The organism is Sorangiineae bacterium MSr12523 (assembly GCA_037157775.1).
Lineage (GTDB): Bacteria > Myxococcota_A > Polyangia > Polyangiales > Polyangiaceae > Pendulispora > Pendulispora brunnea.
This window is the reverse complement of the sequence record CP089982.1, coordinates 8,990,665-9,010,596: the sequence shown is the minus strand read 5'-3', so window position 1 is coordinate 9,010,596 and position 19,932 is coordinate 8,990,665. Positions and strand designations below refer to the sequence as shown.

At 65.4% G+C, this 19,932-nt stretch carries 2 protein-coding genes; both read left to right on the top strand.

What is annotated here, in order from left to right; genetic code table 11:
* Position 1 precedes the first annotated feature (1 nt).
* Complete coding sequence (locus LZC95_34935) at positions 2-14,296, top strand: amino acid adenylation domain-containing protein (protein ID WXA91641.1); 14,295 nt, start codon at positions 2-4, stop codon at positions 14,294-14,296.
* Entirely contained in the window at positions 14,293-19,860 is a 5,568-nt protein-coding gene (locus LZC95_34930; protein ID WXA91640.1) for a type I polyketide synthase, read from the top strand. The genes LZC95_34935 and LZC95_34930 overlap by 4 nt, the downstream gene beginning before the upstream one ends.
* Positions 19,861-19,932: the final 72 nt, after the last annotated feature.

The following is a 19,932-nucleotide window of genomic DNA, read 5'->3' as shown; positions in this document are numbered from 1 at the left end:
TATGGATACCCAGCGCCTCGTCGATCGGCTGCGCACAGCGAGTCGGGAGCAGTGGTCCGCCCTGCTGACGGAGTTTCTTCGCTCGGAGATCGCGCGCCGCGTGGGATTGGAGCCCGACGAGATCGGCTCGCATGAAGGCTTCATGGACGTCGGGATCGACTCCTTGAGGGCCACGGAGATGAGGGTCCTATTGGACTCTCATCTCGATCTGTCACTTCCGAGCTCGTTGCTGTTCGATTTTCCAAATATCGAAGCGTTGGTGGAGCGGCTGGTGACCCTCGTCTCGGCCCACCTCGGTGACGTGCGTGCGTCGCAGAGCGAAAGCCGCGGGCCTGGGGCACCCTCCGTCGATGACGCGATCGCCATTCTCGGAATGGGTTGTCGCTTTCCAGGAGGGATTGGCAGCCCCGATGATTATTGGCGCGTATTGGTCGAGGGCATCGACGCCACGACGGATATTCCCGCCGATCGATGGGACAATGATGCCTATTTCAGCTTGGATCCCGAAGTGCGCGGGGCGATTGCGACCCGTCGTGGCGGCTATCTGCCCCACAAGGACCAGTTCGATTGTGCCTTCTTCAACATCGCACCGCGCGAAGCGTTGTACATGGATCCGCAGCAGCGGATCCTGTTGGAAGTCGTTTGGGAGACGTTCGAAAACGCCGGCGTGCCGCCAGAGACGTTCTACGGCACGGACACCGGCGTATTCATCGGAATGGGAACGCACGATTATTTCGTGCACGTCGCCGAACACGTTGCCGACAACGAAATTGATATTTCGTGCGCAACCGGAGTGTCGGCGGCCGTCGCCGCAGGACGGATCTCGTACGTCTTTGGTTTTCGTGGCCCGTCGCTGACGGTCGACACGGCCTGCTCGTCGTCGCTCGTGGCCGTTCACGTCGCGTGCGAGAGCCTGCGCCGCGGCGAGTGCCGGCAGGCCATTGCAGGCGGCGCGGCCATGATTCTGTCGCCGCTTCAACATCGGTTTTGTTCGCGGGCCCGCATGCTATCCCCGGATGGTCGCTGCAAGTCGTTCGACGAGGCGGCGGACGGATATGGGCGCAGCGAAGGCATTGGCACCGTCCTGTTGACGCGCTTGTCGGACGCGCTCCGCGATGGGGCCCCGATTCTGGCGGTGATCGCGGGCAGTGCGGTGAATCAGGACGGGGCAAGCGGCGGCCTGACGGTGCCAAATGGGCCGGCGCAGCAACGGGTCATTCAGAGCGCTCTGCGGAGCGCCGGTTTGGTTCCGGACGACATCGATTGCATCGAGGCGCATGGCACCGGTACGCCGCTGGGCGATCCGGTGGAGATGCACGCGCTGGGGGAGGTCTTCTCGGGAACCCGGACGAGCCCCCTTTGGGTTGGTTCGGCGAAATCGAATCTCGGGCACATGGAGGCGGCCGCCGGAATGGGCGGCCTGATGAAGGCGGTACTTCAGATTCGAAATGCGGCCATCGTTCCGAGTCTGCATTTCCGAAATCCGAGCTCCAAAATTCAATGGGCGAATTTGCCGGTGAAGGTGCCGACATCCGTGGTGCCCTGGCCGGCGGGCCGGCTGCGGCGTGCGGGGATCAGCAGCTTTGGCATGAGCGGTACGAATGCCCACGTGGTCGTGGAGCAAGCACCGGCCATCGAAAGCGTGCCCGCCGCCGTGGCCGCGACGCCGTCGCTTCCTGCCATTCTGCCATTCCTGATATCCGCAAAAACGGACGTGGCGTTGCGCGCACAAGCTTTACTTCTGCGCGAGCACATCGAAGCCCGTCCCGATCTCGAGCTCGTCGATATCGCCTACTCCCTCGCCACCACCCGCTCCCATTTCGAACATCGGGCCGCCATCGTTGCCCACGATCGACTTGCCCTCATGGGCAGTCTCGATGCGCTTGCAAAGGGGCAGTCGTGCGGGGGAGCCGTCGTCGGGCCACGCGCGGGCGATGGGAAGCTCGTCTTCGTCTTTCCGGGGCAAGGCTCGCAGTGGCAGGCCATGGCGTCGTCTCTGCTCGAGACATCCTCCGTCTTTCGCGAGCAGCTCGAAGCGTGCGAGCGCGCCTTCTCACCGTACGTCGATTGGTCTTTGCTCGCTGTCCTTCGCGGGCTCGGCGGCCAAGACGCTTCCTTGGACCGCGTCGATGTCGTGCAGCCAGCGCTTTTCGCCGTGATGGTCTCGCTCGCCGTGCTCTGGCGATCCATGGGCGCCCGGCCCGACGCCGTCGTCGGACATAGTCAGGGCGAGATTGCCGCGGCCTATGTCGCGGGTGCCCTTTCACTCGACGATGCGGCCAAGATCGTTACCCTCCGCAGCCGCGCGCTCACCCGACTCGCGGGCAAAGGGGCCATGGCGGCCGTCGAGCTCGGGCTCGAATCGCTGCAGACGCACCTCGCACCCTTTGGCGATCGGCTGTCCATCGCCGCGGTGAACAGCCCCCGCGCCGCCCTCGTCTCGGGCGACCCCGATGCGGTCGATGCGCTCCTGCGCGAGCTCGACGCGATTCAGGTCTTCGCTCGAAAAGTGCGCGTCGATTATGCCTCGCATTGCGCCCACGTCGATGCCGTACAGGGCGAGCTGCTCTCCCAGCTGCAGGACATCGAGCCGCGCGCCAGCACGATTCCGCTTTATTCCACGGTCAACGGAGCTCGAATCGACGGTACGCAGCTCGATGCCGCGTATTGGTTTCGCAACCTCCGACAAACCGTGCGTTTCGCGGATGCGACCGAAAAGCTACTGGAAGACGGATATCGCTTTTTCGTCGAGGTCAGCCCCCATCCGGTGCTCACGCTCGCTCTGAACGAGACGCTCGAAAGCGCCTCGGGCATTCACGCCACCGTCGTGGGCTCCCTTCGCCGTGACGAGGGCGACTTCGCGCGGTTGCTTCTTTCCTTTGCCGAGATCCATGTGCGCGGACGGAATCTCGATTGGAATGCCTTCTTCCAGCCCTGGAGCCCTCGCCGCATCGGCCTGCCGACGTACGCCTTTCAGCGTGAGCGATTCTGGCTCGACGCTCCGAGCGCGCGGCGTGCCGATGTCGCCTCCGCGGGACTGATCTCGGCCAACCACCCGCTCTTGGGCGCTGCCGTCGCCTTGGCGGGGGCCGATGAACTTCTCTTCACCGCGCGCTTGTCGCTCTCCGAGCATCCTTGGCTTTTGGGCCACCAAGTCTTCGGTACGGTCCTCTTGCCTGGCACGGCCTTCGTCGAGCTCGCGCTCGTTGCTGCCCATCGTGTCGGCCTCGAGCGGCTCGAAGAGCTTACGCTGGAAGCACCCTTCGCGCTCCCGCCGCGTGGGGCCATGCTCGTGCAACTCTCGGTGGGTGCTCCCGACGAGACGGGCCGGAGGTCGCTCGCTCTCCATGCTCGCTCGGAGGACGCCCCCCTCGACGCACCCTGGACCAGGCACGCACGCGGCTTTTTGGCTCCGGCCGCGCCGGCCCACTTCGATTTCGAGCTGCGTGCTTGGCCTCCGCCGGGTGCGACGGCGATTTCTCTCGATGGCTTTTACGACCAATTGGCCCATGCGGGATTTGCCTATGGCGCGGATTTCCAGGGTCTACGTGCCGTCTACGAGTGCGGCGACGAGCTCTTCGCCGAGGTCCAACTTCCCGACGCGCTCGTCCAGGATGCCAAACGATTTGCCCTGCACCCGGCCCTCCTCGACGCGGCTCTGCACGCGCTTGCCGTCGAGAGCACGGATGCCGCGTTGCCTTTCTCGTGGAGCGACGTTTCATTGCGCGCCGTTGGCGCGTCCGCCCTGCGCGTGCGCTTTCGGCGTCTCGGCGAGGGAGGCACCGTCTCGCTCGATATCGCAGATGCCACGGGCGAGCCGATGGCGCACGTCCATGCCCTCGCCATCCGGCCTGCAGCGCCCGAGCAACTGCACCGCGCTCTTTCGTCCCACCGGGGTGCTCTCTTCAGGGTGACCTGGCCGGAGGTGCACGACGTGCCGCGCCCGTCGTTTCGCGCAGCTCTATTGGGCTCGGATGACTTCGCGCTCTCCTCGATCCGGACGGACGATGCGCCGCTTCCGAGCTACTCCGATCTCGCCGCATTGAAAGAGGCACTCGCGCAGGGCGCACCTCGCCCCGATGTCGTCTTCGTTCCCTTTGCCTTTCGTGACACGGCGGACGTCATTTCCGCTGCCCATCACGCCACCGCCAAGGCACTCGCTCTGCTCCAAGCCTGGCTGGCCGATGAGCACTTTGCCTCGTCTCGCCTCGTCGTCCTCACCCAAGGTGCCATCGCGACGTCTCCCGACGAGGACGTCCACGATCTCGTGCACGCGCCGCTCTGGGGGCTCGTGCGGTCCGCGCAAACCGAATACCCCCAATCCTCCATCGTCCTCCTCGACATCGACCACACCGATGCGTCTCGTCACGCGTTGCGTTCGCTGTCCTTGCCTGCGGCGGACGAGAATCAGATGGTCCTCCGCGAGGGTCAGCTGCTCGTTCCTCGGCTCGCGCGATGCTCGCATTCTCCTGAACCATCGCCGCGAGCGCTCGACGCCGAAGGCACGGTGCTCATCACCGGAGGCACCGGTACGCTGGGGAGCCTTTTGGCGCGCCACTTGGTCGCAAACCATGGCGTCAAGCACGTGCTGCTCACGTCGCGACAGGGGCCTCGAGCTCCCGGCGCCGAGACCCTCGCGCGCGAGCTCGAGTCTGCCGGTGCTCGGGTGTCGATCGCCGCGTGCGATGCCTCCGATCGGCATGCGCTCTCGGAGCTCTTGGCGTCCATCCCGCACGAGCATCCGCTCACGGCCATCGTCCATGCCGCAGGCTTGCTCGACGATGGTCTGCTCGAATCGCTGACGCCCGAGCGGCTCTACCCGGTTTTGCGCGCCAAGCTCGATGCCGCGCTGCACCTGCACGAGCTCACGCAATCGCTCGACCTCGCGGCGTTCGTCCTCTTCTCTGGCCTCGCCGGCGTGATCGGTTCCCCCGGCCAAGCGAACTACGCCGCCGCCAACGCCTTCCTCGATGCTCTGGCTCATCATCGCAAGGCCCGCGGGCTTGCGGCGCTTTCGCTCGACTGGGGCTATTGGGCGCAGAAGAGCGGCATGACCGCCCATCTCACCGACGCCGACCTGCAGCGCATGACCCGAGGCGGATTGCGCCCGCTCTCCTCGGAAGAAGGCCTCGCTCTATTCGATATGGCCCTCGCGCGCCCCGATGCCATGCTCGTGGCCGCGCGCTTCGATACGGCGGCTCTCGCTCGTCAGACCGCCCCCTTGCTCCGAGGCCTCGTTCGAGCCAGGACCTTGCCAACGGCGGCCGACGCCCCTGCGATCCGGGCGGATTCCTCGCTCGAACAGCGGCTTCGTGCTCTTTCCCCCGAGGACCGTGAGCGCTCCCTGCTCGACGTCGTTCGCTCTGCGGCCGCCACTGTGCTGGGCCTTTCTTCCGCCGCCACCCTCGAGCCGCATCGTCCCCTCCAGCAGCTCGGCCTCGATTCGCTCATGGGGCTCGAGCTCCGCAATCGGCTTTCGGCCGCCATGGGGCTTCGACTGCAGGCCACCCTCCTCTTCGAACATCCCTCTCCGGCAGCGCTCGCGCGATTTCTCTCCACGCTCATGGTCGGCCCGGTCACGAACGATCCGCCCTGGGAAATCTCGATGCGACCGGCCAACGAGGAAACGCGGCTCGTGGATTTGTCGTTGGGCCAACAACGGCTCTGGTTTCTCGACCGTCTCGCACCCGAGAGCGGCCAGTACAACGAGAACTTTGCCCTCGAAGTCACGGGAACGCTGGACATCGAACGTCTTCGACGATGCCTCGCGCTTCTCGTCCGGCGCCACGAGGCCCTGCGAACGACGTTTCCGGAAGTGGCCATAACCCCGGGCAGTGTGGAGGTGCCGCGCGCGCTCATCGCTCCGGACGGGCCTGTCCCGCTCGAGGAAATGGACCTGCGGCAACTTGGATGGACCGATGCGGGACTCGCAGGCCTGACCGCCGACTTCCGCCGCCGTCCTTTCGATCTCGAGCGGGGGCCGCTGTGGCGGGTCCTGGCACTGACATTGGATGACGGCCGGCATATCCTATATTTCGTACTGCATCACGTCATTACCGACGTTCTTTCGATTGTCGTATTTGTCGACGAGCTGTCTCGCGTATATCGAAGTTCGGATGCGTTGCCCGAATTGCGTTATGCCTATTCGGATTTCGTTCGCTACGAGCGAAAGTATGCCGCCGAAGAAGCCTACATAGCGGGTGTCGCCTGGTGGAAAGAACGCTTGGCAGGCATTTCGCGCCTCGAATTGCCTTATCGGGTCAGAGAGGCCGTGTCTCACGAAGAGCAAGCGCGTACTCAGCCCGCCGCCCTGGTGTCCGTGTCTTTGTCGCCCGCGCTCAGCCAATCGATTCACGATTTCGCACGAAGAGAAGGAAGCACCCTGTTCGAGGTTCTTCTGGCGGCATGGGCCTGCGTGCTCGCGCGTTATTCTGGTTCGGGTCAATCCGACATTCCCGTTGGAACCCTGGTTTCGAAGCGCGATCGCCGCGAGCTCGATGGGGTCCTAGGCTTTTTCGTCAATACCGTGCTCCTGCGGTGCGATGTATCTCGAGGCCCGACATTTCTCGAGTTGGTGCGGCGAACGAGCGACATGGTTCGGGATGCCATGAGGCACCAGACCGTGGACTTCGCCGACGTCGTGCGGGCACACCGCGAGGCCGCCGCCGATGCCCGTGGCCTCGAGGTCCAGACCGTACTGAGCCTGGTGCCGTTTCGCGCGGACGAAGGAGCAGACGGCTCGTGGACATTCGCGCGAGAGGACTGGTTGCCTGCCTGCCCAGCGGCCAAATTCGACCTTTACCTCGAGCTGCAAGACGGTGCGGGTGGCCTTCGCGGACATCTGGAGTACGCGAAGGACTCGTTCGAGCCCGGCACGATCCACGGAATGGTGCGGCACTTCGAAGCATTCCTCGAGGCGGCAATGGCACAATCCGATGTCACCATCGATCGATTGTCCGTGCTTTCCAGCGCCGAGCGACAACAGCTTCTGGTCGCATGCAACGATACGGTTCGAGACTATCCCAGAGACGCATGCATTCACGAGCTGATCGAAAATCGGGCCGCGCGCACCCCCGATGCCGTGGCACTCGCATTCGAGGACAAGCAGCTCACCTATGGACAGCTCGAGGCAAGAGCGAATCGACTTGCCCAGTACATCGTTGCGGTGGGCGCCGAGGCAAAGGTCGACGTCGGACCCGGTGTGATCGTGGGCGTGTGCCTCGAGCGCTCGCTCGATATGGTCGTCGCGCTGCTGGCCATCGCAAAAACGGGGGCGGCGTACATGCCCTTGGATCCGTCCTATCCGCGCCAGCGGCTGGCGTTCATTCTGGAGCACTCTCGAGCCCCGTTGCTCGTGACCAGTGGCCAGCTTGAATCGAATCTCGAATACGGCTCCAAGATTCGAACGATTCGATTGGATCTCGAAAAGGATGCGTTGGATGCATGCATGGCAACGCCGCCAAAGTCCTCGGTGACGGCCGAGCATGTGGCGTACGTGCTCTACACCTCGGGCTCGACGGGTGAACCGAAGGGCGTCGAGGTCGGCCACCGCGCACTGACGAATCTCATTTCGTACTTCGTGGAGGAGCTCGCGGTCGAGCCGAGCGACACGTTGCTTGCGGTAACGTCGTTTTCATTCGATATCTCGGGACTCGAGATATGGGTGCCCCTGGTGCGGGGCGCGACATGCCGCTTGGTCTCGAAAGAGCGTGCCTCCGATGGGTACCTACTCCGGCGCGAGCTCGAGCGGGCCACCATCATGCAGGCCACGCCTGCGACTTGGCATCTGCTCATCGAAGCGGGCTGGAAAGGCTCGCCGAATCTGCGTGCCCTTTGCGGCGGCGAGGCCCTTGCGTGGCATCTCGCCATGGAGCTCGCACAGCGCACCAAGCGGCTGTGGAATTGCTACGGGCCGACGGAGACGACAATCTGGTCGACGGTGTGGGTGGTCGATCCGGGACGGGGCAGTGTCAGTTTGGGTCGCCCTATTGCGAATACGCGCGTCTACGTGCTGGATGCCCATGGGGAACCCGCTGCGGTGGGGCTTCCGGGAGAGTTGTTCATCGCAGGCGATGGCGTTGCGCGGGGCTATCTGCACCGTCCCGAGCTGACTCGGGAGCGATTCGTCCCCGATCCTTTCGCAGAAAGCGCGAACGCGCGCATGTATCGGACGGGCGATCGCGTGCGCTGGGCCTCCGATGGAACATTGGAATTTCTCGAACGTGTCGATCAGCAGGTGAAGATTCGCGGTTTCCGCATCGAGCTCGGCGAAATCGAGCATGCACTCGGCAGCCACGCGGCCGTGGCCCGCTCTGCGGTCGTCGTCGACAAGAGCGGCCTCGATGCGCGCCTGGTGGCTTACTACGTCGCGAAGGCGGATGGGCCCCGCATCACGGCGGACGATTTGCGAGAGCACCTGAAGAACTCGTTGCCCGCGGCGATGGTCCCGTCCTTCTTCGTGGTCTTGCCTGCACTGCCCCTCACGCCGAATGGAAAGGTGGATCGGCTGGCGCTCGGCAAATTGGAAATCCCGCGCGCGGACGATGCGCGCGTGCACGTTCTGCCGAGCGACGACATCGAGCGCGGCATCGCCGAAGTTTGGCAAAGCCTTCTCGGTCGCCCCAGCGTGGACGTGGGGCGGACGTTTTTCGAGCAAGGGGGTAATTCGCTGCAACTCGTTCGGATGCAACGGGGCATTTGGACGAATTTGAAGATCAAGCTGTCCGTTGCCGAGCTTTTTGCTCATCCGAGAATCTCCGATCTCGCGCAGCACGTTCGGCGAGTCCGAGGTGAAGGCACCCGACCCCAGGCGTCTTTGATGCCTGCCGAGGCGCGCGCGGATGGCCATCTTGCGAGCCCGCAGGAACCCATCGCCATCATCGGTATTTCCTGCCGAATGCCCACTTGCGACAATCCCGAGGAACTGTGGGCTCTTCTCCGGGATGGCGAAAATGCCATTGGGAGTCTTTCGGTGGACGGCCGTTCGGTCCCGTGCGGGGTCGTGGAGGATCTCGAGTCATTCGATGCAGGGTTCTTCCGGATGGTTCCGCGCGAAGTCGCCCGCATGGATATGCGCCAGCGACTCGTGCTGGAGGTAAGCTGGGAGGCGCTCGAACGAGCCGGAATCCCCGGCTCGACGTTGGAAGGCTCCCAGGTGGGCGTTTACGTCGGGGCGTCCGGGATCTCGCACCTGTCAGGCGAAGCGGATACCCACGACATCACGGGCCATCTTCCCGCCGTCATCGCGGGGCGTATCAGCTATTTCTTGGGGCTGCGGGGGCCGAGCATGTCCATCGACACGGCGTGCTCGTCGTCGCTGGTGGCCGTGCACCTTGCCTGCAAGTCGCTGCGCGCGGGGGAGTGCACCGTCGCTCTGGCCGGAGGCGTGGGGTTGCTTCCTCGGAGCGCACGCGAGATGGACTCGTGGACCGCTCTCGGGCACATGGCGAAGGACGGGAGGTGCAAACCGTTCGACGCGTCGGCGGACGGCATCGTCGGAAGCGATGGTTGCGCCATGCTGGTGCTCATGCCCCTCCGCGCCGCGGTGCAGAAGGGCCATCGTGTTTTGGCGTTGGTTCGGGGTAGCGCGATCAATCACGATGGGCGCGCTCAAGGACTCACCGTTCCGAATGGCGCCGCCCAAGAAGAGGTCATTCGGAGTGCACTCGCCGATGCGCGCGTCGACGCGAACGATGTCGCGTACGTCGAGTGCCATGGCACCGGCACGCCCCTCGGCGATCCCATCGAGCTGCACGCGCTCGGCAATGTGTTCCGCGAATCCGGCCATCGCGATCGCCCGCTCGTCTTGGGATCCATCAAAGGCAATCTTGGACATACGGACGCGGCGGCGGGTGTCGCGGGCTTGCTGAAAGTCGTGCTCGCGTTCGAGCATGGCGTGATCCCGAAGAGTCTGCACTTCGAAACACCCAATCCGCATATCGCGTGGGACGAGTTGCCAGTGGAGGTTGCGGCCGAATCGGTGGCGTGGCCCCGGCAGGACGCAGCACGCATCGCCGGTGTGAGTTCGTTCGGAATGAGCGGGACGAATGCCCACGTCATTCTCGAAGAAGCTCCGTCTCTTTCCGCGGCCGAAACGAGAGCGGGAGTGGAAAAGCTGGTCGTGCCGGTGCTGCTTTCGGGCAAGAGCGACGCGGCACTGCGGGCGCAGGCCGATCGGCTGCGCGCGCATCTCGAGCGCCATTCCGACCTCGAGCTCGTCGATGTAGCGTACTCGCTCGCCACGACCCGCTCGCACTTCGAGCACCGCGCCGCTTTCGTCGCGAACGATCGCGCCGGGTTGATCCGTAGCCTCGAATCGCTCGCCACGGGACGAAGCTCGCAACGCACGACCTCGGCGTCGAAGGTCGCCGTGCTCTTTACGGGGCAGGGGAGCCAACGGCTCGGCATGGGCCGCACCCTTTATGAGGTCTTCCCCGCCTTCCGCGATGCGTTCGATGCCGTGTGCGAACACCTCGATCCGCACCTCGAGAGACCCCTGCGCGAGGTGCTCTTTGCCGCAGAAGGCTCCGAAGAAGCCGCACGGCTCGATGAGACTTCCTTTGCGCAGACATCCCTGTTCGCACTCGAGGTGGCGCTCTTCCGGCTTTTCGAGACCATCGGTCTCGAAGTGCACCTTTTGCTCGGACACTCCATCGGCGAATTGGTCGCGGCGCACGTGGCGGGGGTTCTCTCTCTTCGAGATGCCTGCACCTTGGTCGGTGCGCGTGCCCGGCTCATGCAAGACCTCCCGCGCGGAGGGCTCATGCTCACTGTGCACGCTTCCGAAGACGAGCTGCTCCCCGTGCTGGCGCAGACCAACGACCGGGTCCTCATCGCCGCGCTCAATGGTCCGTCCTCTACCGTCGTCAGTGGGGACGGCGACGCGGTGCTCGAGGTGGAAAGGCACTTCCAGGCACTCGGGCGCAAGTGCTCCCGGCTGCGCGTGAGCCACGCGTTCCACTCCCATCACATGGACGGCATGCTCGAGGCGTTCGGCGCGGTCGCCCGGACCTTGACGTATCATTCGCCTCGCATCCCCATCGTCTCGAATGTCACGGGCAAGCTCGCCGAGGCCAGCGAGCTCGTCGCCCCCAGCTACTGGGTCGAGCACGTAAGGCGTGCGGTCCGCTTCCTGGATGGCGTGAGGACTCTGCATGGCGAAGGGGCTCGCACATTCCTCGAACTGGGGCCCGCCGGCGTGCTCTCGGCTCTCGCCCGCGAGGCTCTGTCGGGCGAGCTTCGAACGCACACCACGTTCGTTCCGGCCCTGCGAAATGGCCGCCGCCCGGACATCGAGACCTTCACCGCCGCCCTCGGCGAGCTGCACACGCGCGGACACCACCTCGATTGGAATGCCTTCTTCCAACCGTGGAAGCCTCGTCGCGCCGAGCTGCCCACCTATGCCTTTCAACGCGAGCGCCTCTGGATCGATGCCCCCAAGTCGCGACAGGCCGATGTGGCCTCCGCCGGGCTGACGTCGGCCGAGCATCCGCTCTTGGGCGCGGCCGTTGCCTTGGCCGACGTCGATGGGTTTCTGTTCACCGGTCGCTTGTCGCTCTCCGAGCACCCATGGCTTTCGGGCCACCAGGTCTTCGGCGCGGTCATCTTGCCGGGCACCGCATTGGTCGAGCTCGCGCTGGTGGCGGCCCATCGCGTGGGGCTCGATCGGGTCGAGGATCTCACGCTGGAGATTCCCCTCGCGCTTCCCGCGGAGGGGGCGATGCGGGTGCAGCTCTCTGTCGGTGTCCCGGACGAGACGGGGCGAAGGTCGCTCTCTCTCTACGCTCGCCCGGATGGCGAGGAGGACGATGCACCCTGGACGAGGCACGCCAGCGGGCTGCTCGCGCCGGCAGCACCGGCCATTTCAGATTTCGAGCTGCGCGTTTGGCCGCCGGCAGGAGCGGTGGCGGTGCCTCTGGACGGGCTCTACGAGCAGTTGGCTCGTTTGGGATTCGTGTACGGCGCGGACTTCCAGGGCCTGCGTGCTGTCTGGAAGCGCGGCGAAGATCTTTTCGCCGAGGTCGAGCTCTTCGAAGCGGCCGCCAGAGATGCCGGGCGTTTCGCTCTTCACCCGGCCCTCCTCGATGCGGCGCTGCATGCGCTCACCGTCGAGAGCCTGCACACGGGAGCCAGTGCCACGCTGCCCTTCTCCTGGAGTGACGTTTCCTTGCGGGCCGTGGGGGCTTCCGCCCTACGCGTGCGTTTTCGGCGCCCCAACGACGGGCGGCGTGTCGCCTCGCTCGACATTGCCGATGCCACCGGCGAGCCGATGGCCCGCGTCGGTGCTCTTTCCAGCCGCCCCGTCGCGCCCGAGCAGTTGCACCGTGCGCGTTCGTCCGAACACGATGCGCTCTTCCGCGTCGAGTGGACCGAGGCGCCGAGTTTCTCTCCGTCGTCGTCCTCCGCATCCCTTCGCTGGGCTTTGCTCGGCGGCCTGAACGCCGACGAGGTTTCCTCCTTATTGGGCGGCCACGCGCAGCTCGAGTCGTATCCCGATCTCGCTGCGCTCCAGGATGCACTCGCGCAGGGCGCTCCCAGGCCCGATGGGGTCCTCGTGCGCTTCATCCCGCATGCAGGATCCGACGCTTCGGACATCCTATCCGCCACGCATCGCGCCACCGCCAACGCCCTCGCGCTGCTCAAAGCCTGGCTTGCCGACGAGCGCTTCGCGTCGTGTCGCCTCGTCTTGCTCACCCGAGGTGCCATCGCCGCGCGTCCCGACGACGCCGTTCCCGATTTGATTCACGCTCCTCTTTGGGGCCTCGTTCGCTCCGCGCAATCGGAAAATCCTCACGCCGCCATCGTCCTCGTCGACATCGACTCCAGCGAAGCTTCGCGTCGCGCGCCGCTCGCGTTCGACCCGGGCGAAAACCAGTTGGCCGTGCGCGACGGAAACGTTCTCGTTCCGCGTCTGGTGCGCGCGTCCTCGGAGTCCGCCGCACGACGGCTCGACCCCGAAGGCACGGTGCTCATCACCGGAGGCACGGGTGCGCTGGGGAGTCTTTTGGCCCGGCACGTGGTGCAGCACCATGGTGGCAGGCACCTCCTTCTGACCTCGCGACAAGGACCGGCGGCTCCCGGCGCCGATGCCCTCGCCCGCGAGCTCGAGGCCGCAGGCGCACGCGTCACCCTTGCTGCGTGCGATGCCTCGGACCGTCCTGCGCTGGAGCAACTCTTGGCCGCCATCCCTCACGAGAATCCGCTGACGGCCGTCATTCATGCCGCCGGCGTACTCGACGATGGCACCCTTGCTTCGCTGACACCTGAGCGACTTCCGACGGTCCTGCGCGCCAAGGTCGATGCGGCCGTGCACCTGCACGAGCTCACGCGATCGTCGAACCTGTCCGCCTTCGTCCTGTTTTCCTCCCTCTCGGGCGTGCTCGGTGCTCCGGGACAGGCCAATTACGCCGCCGCCAGCACGTTCCTCGATGCGTTTGCGCACCATCGCAAGAGCCAAGGGCTTCCTGCGCTGTCGCTCGACTGGGGTCTCTGGGCCGAAAAGAGTGGCATGGCCGCGCATGTCACCGACGCCGGCCTGCAACGCATGGCCCGCAGCGGCTGGCATCCACTCTCGTCCAAGCAGGGACTCGCCCTTTTCGATGCGGCCCTCGCGCGGCCCGATGCCGTTCTGGTGCCCGCCCGATTCGATGCTGCGGCGCTCTCCAAGCAGGCTCCCGACGAAGGCGCCGTGCCTGCCTTGCTCCGAGGGCTCGTTCGAGCCAGCGCATTTCGCTCCCTCGCCTCGCTCTCGAAAATCAGGCGCGGCGGACCGCGTGCTTCCGCCTCATCGCTCGAGGAGCGGCTGCGAAGTCTGTCGTCGGGCGACCGTCAGCGCGCACTGCTCGATCTCGTGCGCTCCGAAATCGCCGGCGTCCTCGGGATGGGCCCCAATGACCTCGATCCCCATCGTGCCCTGCAGGAGCTCGGCCTCGACTCTCTCTTGGCACTCGAGGTCCGCAATCGACTCTCGGCGGCGACGGGCTCCCGCCTCGATCCCACGCTCCTCTTCGACCACCCTACGCCCCACGCGCTGACGGAGCTGCTCGCGAAGAAGCTTCTTCCGCACGAGGCCGAAAGCCATCTCCCCATCCTTGCCGAGATCGACCGACTCGAGAGCTCGCTCGTCGCCCTCGACGGAAATGACTTGGCGCGCACGAAAGTCGTCAAGCGTCTGCGGTCCCTGCTTTCGAATTGGAATACACCCGCTCCCAACGCCCCGAGCACTGATTTCGAATCCGCCAGCGACGAGGAGCTTTTTGCATCCTTGGACAAAGGGTTCGCCGAGGTGAATCCATGAGCCAACGCAACGAGACGGAGGAGAAGCTCCGCGCGTACCTCAAACAAGCCATGAACGAGCTTCGCGATACGCACCAGCGGTTGCGCATCGCCGAAGAAAAATGGCGCGAGCCCATCGCCATCGTGGCCATGAGCTGTCGCTACCCGGGTGGCGTGCGCTCCCCCGAAAGCCTCTGGCAACTGGTGTGCGATGGCCGTGATGCGATATCCACCTTCCCCGAAAATCGCGGTTGGGATCTCGAAGGCCTCTACGATCCCGACCCGGAGATGCTTGGCAAGAGCTATGCGCGCGAAGGTGGCTTTCTCCACGACGCCGACCTCTTCGATCCGGCCTTCTTCGGCATCAGCCCTCGCGAGACGCTCGCCATCGATCCTCAGCAGCGCCTCTTGCTCGAAATCTCTTGGGAAGCGCTCGAACGCGCGGGCATCGATCCTTCCTCTCTCCACGGTTCGCTCGCGGGCGTCTTCGTCGGCATCATGTACAGCGACTACGGCGCACGGTTTTGTCTGCAGGCACCCCCGGGCGATCTCGAAGGCTACGTTGGCATCGGCAGCTCGCCGGCCATCGCGGCGGGGCGCATTGCCTACACGTTCGGACTGCAAGGTCCGACGGTCACCATCGATACGGCGTGCAGCTCGTCGCTCGTTGCCATTCACCTCGCCAGCGAGGCTTTGCGCAAGGGCGAATGCTCCCTCGCGCTCGCGGGCGGCGTCACCGTCATGGCCACCCCGATGGCCTTCGTCGCCTTCAGCCGCCAGCGCGGGCTTGCGCCCGATGGGCGTTGCAAATCGTTCTCCGCCGAGGCCGACGGCGTGGCATGGGCCGAAGGTGCCGGCATGCTCTTGCTCGAGCGCCTCTCCGACGCCAGGCGAAACGGGCATCCCATTCTGGGCATGTTGCGGGGCTCGGCGGTGAATCAAGATGGCAAGAGCCAAGGCCTGACGGCACCAAACGGACCTGCGCAAGAGCGCGTTATTCTTCACGCGCTCGAAAGCGCGCGGCTTTCGCCCGAAGACGTCGATGCGATCGAGGCCCACGGGACCGGCACCAACTTGGGCGATCCCATCGAAGCCCGTGCCCTTTTTGCGACGTATGGACAAGCCCATTCGAAGGACAACCCCATTTGGCTGGGGAGTCTGAAGTCCAATATTGGTCACACGCAAGCGGCGGCCGGGGTGGGCGGCGTCATCAAGATGGTGTTGGCCATGCAGCATGGCGTGTTGCCCAAAACGCTGCATGCGGAAAATCCGTCGCCCCACATCGATTGGTCGCCGGAGACCGTCCGCCTTTTGAACGAGCCCGTTCCCTGGTCTCCGCGGCCTGGTAATGGTCGTCCGCGGCGCGCTGGAATTTCCTCGTTTGGTGTGTCGGGCACCAACGCCCATGTCATCCTGGAGGAAGCGCCGTCTCTTCCCGCTCCCGCTCCCGCTCCCGCACCCGCTCCCGTTCCCGCTATCCCGCTGCTCCTGTCGGGCAAAAGCGAGGAGGCGCTGCGCGCGCAGGCCGCGCATCTGCGTGACCACCTGGCGGCGCACCCGGAGCTCGAGATGGTGGATGTCGCGCATTCTTTGGCGACGACGCGCACACACTTCGAGCATCGCGCCGTCGTCGTGGGTGCGGAGCGGGGCGAGTGGATGGAGGCTCTGGAGGCCCTCGGTCAAGGGCAGGCTTCGCCGCGTGCCGTCGTGGGTCGAAGCCGCGGAGGCGGCAAACTCGTTTTCGTCTTTCCGGGGCAAGGCTCGCAATGGGCGGCGATGGCCGAGTCGCTGCTGGAGACGTCGCAGGTCTTTCGCGAGCAGATGGAGGCGTGCGAGCGCGCATTGTCGGCACACGTGGAGTGGAACCTCTCGTCGGTGCTGCGGGGCGACCCCGCGATGCTGGAGCGCGTGGACGTGGTGCAGCCCGTGCTCTTCTCGATGATGGTCTCGCTGGCCGCGTTGTGGCGCTCGATGGGCGTCGAGCCCGATGCCGTGGTGGGACACAGCCAGGGGGAGATTGCCGCGGCGTACGTGGCAGGCGCATTGAGCTTGGAAGACGCGGCAAAAGTGGTCGCATTGCGAAGCTTGGCGCTGCGGAAAATGGCCGGGCGAGGCGCCATGGCCGCAGTGGAGTTGGGCGCCGAGGGCATCGAGAAATACCTGGCGTCGTATGGCCATCGGCTGTCGATGGCGGCGAACAACAGCCCGAACGCGGTGCTGGTGTCGGGCGAGCCGGAAGCCATCGACGCACTGCTCGAAGAGCTGCGTGTCGCCGAGGTGTTCGCGCGCAAGGTTCGCGTGAATTACGCGTCGCACTGCGCGCAGATGGAAGGCCTCGAAGAGGAGCTGGTCGGCGCATTGTCGGAAATCGAAGGGTGCCCGACGCGCATCCCTCTCTATTCGACGGTGACGGGAGGCGTGATCGACGGGGAAGAATTGAACGGGACGTACTGGTATCGCAACGTGCGCGAGGTCGTGCGATTTGCCGACGTGACGAAGAAGCTCCTTGCGGAGGGATACGCCGGATTCGTGGAAGTGAGTCCGCACCCCGTGCTGACATTGGCGCTCCACGAGACACTGGAAAGCGTGGGCGTGCCGGCGACGGTGGTGGGCACGCTTCGTCGCGATGAAGGGGACATCGGGCGGTTTCTGCTTTCGCTGGGAGAGCTGCACTCGCGTGGCCATCGCGTGGACTGGAAGGCGCTTCTCGAGCCTTCACGGCCCCGGCGCATCGAGCTGCCGACGTACGCCTTCCAGCGGGAACGATTCTGGCTCGACGCCCCGAAGGGTGAGCGCACCGACGTGGCATCGGCGGGACTTGGCTCCGCGGATCACCCGCTGCTCGGAGCCGCCGTGGCGCTGGCCGACACGGATGGATATCTGTTCACGGGTCGATGGTCGCTGTCGGAGCAGCCGTGGCTTTCGGGGCACGCGGTCTTTGGATCCGTGATCGTCCCGGGGACGGCGTTCGTGGAGCTCGCCTTGGTCGCGGCGCATCGGGTTGGACTCGAGCAGGTCGAAGAGTTGACCTTGGAGGTGCCGCTCGCGCTGCCGCCACGAGGTGCGGTGTTGATTCAAGTGTCGGTGGGAGCTGCGGAGGAATCGGGACGAAGAGCGCTGAACCTGTACGCGCGCTCGGAGGTCGCAGGAGAAGGCAGCGCATGGACGCGGCATGCGACAGGAACGATAAGCCCGGCCGCGGAGGTGGAAGCATTCGACCTGAGAGCATGGCCCCCGCCGGGCGCGAACGCGGTGAATCTGGAAGGGCACTACGCGCGGCTGGCCGAGGCCGGGTACGGCTATGGGCCCGCATTTCAAGGGCTGCGCGCCGCGTGGACGCGCCAGGGAGAGCTCTTCGCGGAGGTGGAGTTGCCCGAGGACACCGCAAAGGACGCGGAGCGGTTCGGTCTGCATCCGGCGCTTCTGGACGCCGCGCTGCACACGCTCGCCCTCGACGTCGGTCGAGAGCCATCGGCCTCCGAGCTGCCCTTCTCGTGGAGCGGTGTATCGCTGCGCGCGGTGGGGGCATCCAGGCTGCGTGTGCGCATCGATCGCAACGAGGAAACGAACACGGTCTCGCTCGCCGTCGCCGATGCCCGGGGCGAGCCGGTGGCGCGGGTCGAGGCGCTTAGCCGCCGGCCGGTGTCGCCCGAGCAGTTGCGCGGCGCCCTCGCACCGCAAGACGATTCGCTGTTGCGCGTGGAGTGGAGCGCGCCGCCCAGCTCGGCTGCGTTGAAAGTCGCCCGCGGCAAGCCGCGGAGCTCCGGCTCGCAAGGAGCATTCGAACATTGGGCGCTGCTCGGGCCCGACGACGGTGGGCTCGCGTCCGCATTCCAGGGGAGCTCGCGGCGACTGGAGCGCTATGCCGATCTCGCGGCGCTCAAAGACGCGCTCGAGCACGGTGCCGCGCCGCCCGACGTGGTGGTCGGCGTGTTCATCGCAGCTGAAGATGCGGCGGACGTCATTCCAGCAGCCCATGAAGCCACGTGCCGCGCGCTGGGGCTTTTGCAGGATTGGCTTGCCGACGAGAGGCTCGCATCCCGTCGGCTGTTGGTGCTCACGCAAGGTGCCGTGGCGACACGAGCCGACGAAGAGGTTCCCGATCTCGTCCACGCCGCGCTCTGGGGGTTGGTCCGTACGGCGCAAGCCGAGAACCCCGACCTTCCTATCTTGCTCGCCGACGTGGACGGCTCCGCGGCCTCGCGCCGGGCGCTCTTGGAGGCGCTCGACGAGGGCGAGGCGCAAATCGCTCTTCGCGACGGACAACGCCTCGTTCCGAGACTCTCACGATGCACCTCCGAGGTCGCGTGCACCGAGCCGGGGTTCGGGCGCGAAGGTGCGGTGCTCATCACGGGTGGCACCGGGACGCTGGGCGCGCTGCTGGCGCGGCATCTGGTTCTAAAGCACGGAGTCAAACACCTGGTACTCACCTCGCGACGGGGAGCTCGGGCGGAAGGCGCCGAGGCGCTGAAGCGCGAGCTGGAGAGCGCGGGAGCAAGCGTGAAGATCGCGGCGTGCGATGCCAGCGATCGTGGCGCACTCGAAGAGCTCTTGGCGACGGCCTTTGTCGAGCACCCGTTGAGTGCGGTGATTCATGCCGCCGGTGTGCTGGACGATGGCGTGCTGACTTCGCTCGACGCCGCGCGAATGCGGTCCGTTCTGCGTGCCAAGCTCGATGCCGCGTACCATCTGCACGAACTGACGCAGGGGCTCGAGCTGACGGCGTTCGTCCTATTTGCGTCGCTCTCGGGTGTGCTCGGCAACCCCGGGCAAGGCAACTATGCCGCTGCCAATGCCTTTCTGGACGCGCTGGCGCATCATCGTAAGGCGCGGGGGCTGGCGAGTCTCTCGCTCGACTGGGGCTTTTGGGCTTCGAAGACCGGATTGACCGCGCACCTGACCGAGGCCGACCTGCGGCGGATGGCGCGCGGTGGCGTGCGCCCGCTCTCACCCGAAGAGGGACTGGCCCTCTTCGATGCATCGCTCGCACGGGCGGACGCTGCGCTCGTTCCTGCGCGCTTCGACGCGGCCATTCTGCGCGCACGGGGGGACACCTTGCCTCCTCTGCTCCGAGGGCTCGTTCGCGTCCGAGCCTCGCGACCCGCCGCGGCGAACACGGAGGCCACCCCTTCGCTCGAGCAACGGCTGCTCGGGTTGTCGATCGCCGAACGCGAGCGCGTGGTGCTCGATTTGGTGCGCGCGGAGGTGACGAGGGGACTCGGTATGGCATCGCCGGGCGCCCTCGATGTTCATCGTCCACTCCAGGAGCTTGGTCTCGATTCGCTGATGGCGGTCGAACTCCGAAATCGACTTGGCCGGAGCGTGGGGATGAAGCTTCCAGCTACTTTGGTTTTCAATCATCCGACGCCCGCGGCCCTGGCCAAATACCTACTTGCCGAAGTGCTCGAAATACGAACTCCGGCTGCGTCTCCATCGAATTTTGATTCGAATGGCAGCGACGAAAAGAATCACGCTGCGAATGCTGGCGCGATATCGGCCATGAGCACGGACGAATTGATCCGGCTGGCGCTCGATAACGCAATGGATATGGGCGACTCCGACGACGAAAGAGTGCTTTATGAATGATTCGCACGGCGATATCGCGGAAGCACTTCGCACTTCCTTGATGACCGTCGACCGGCTACGTCAGAAAAACCG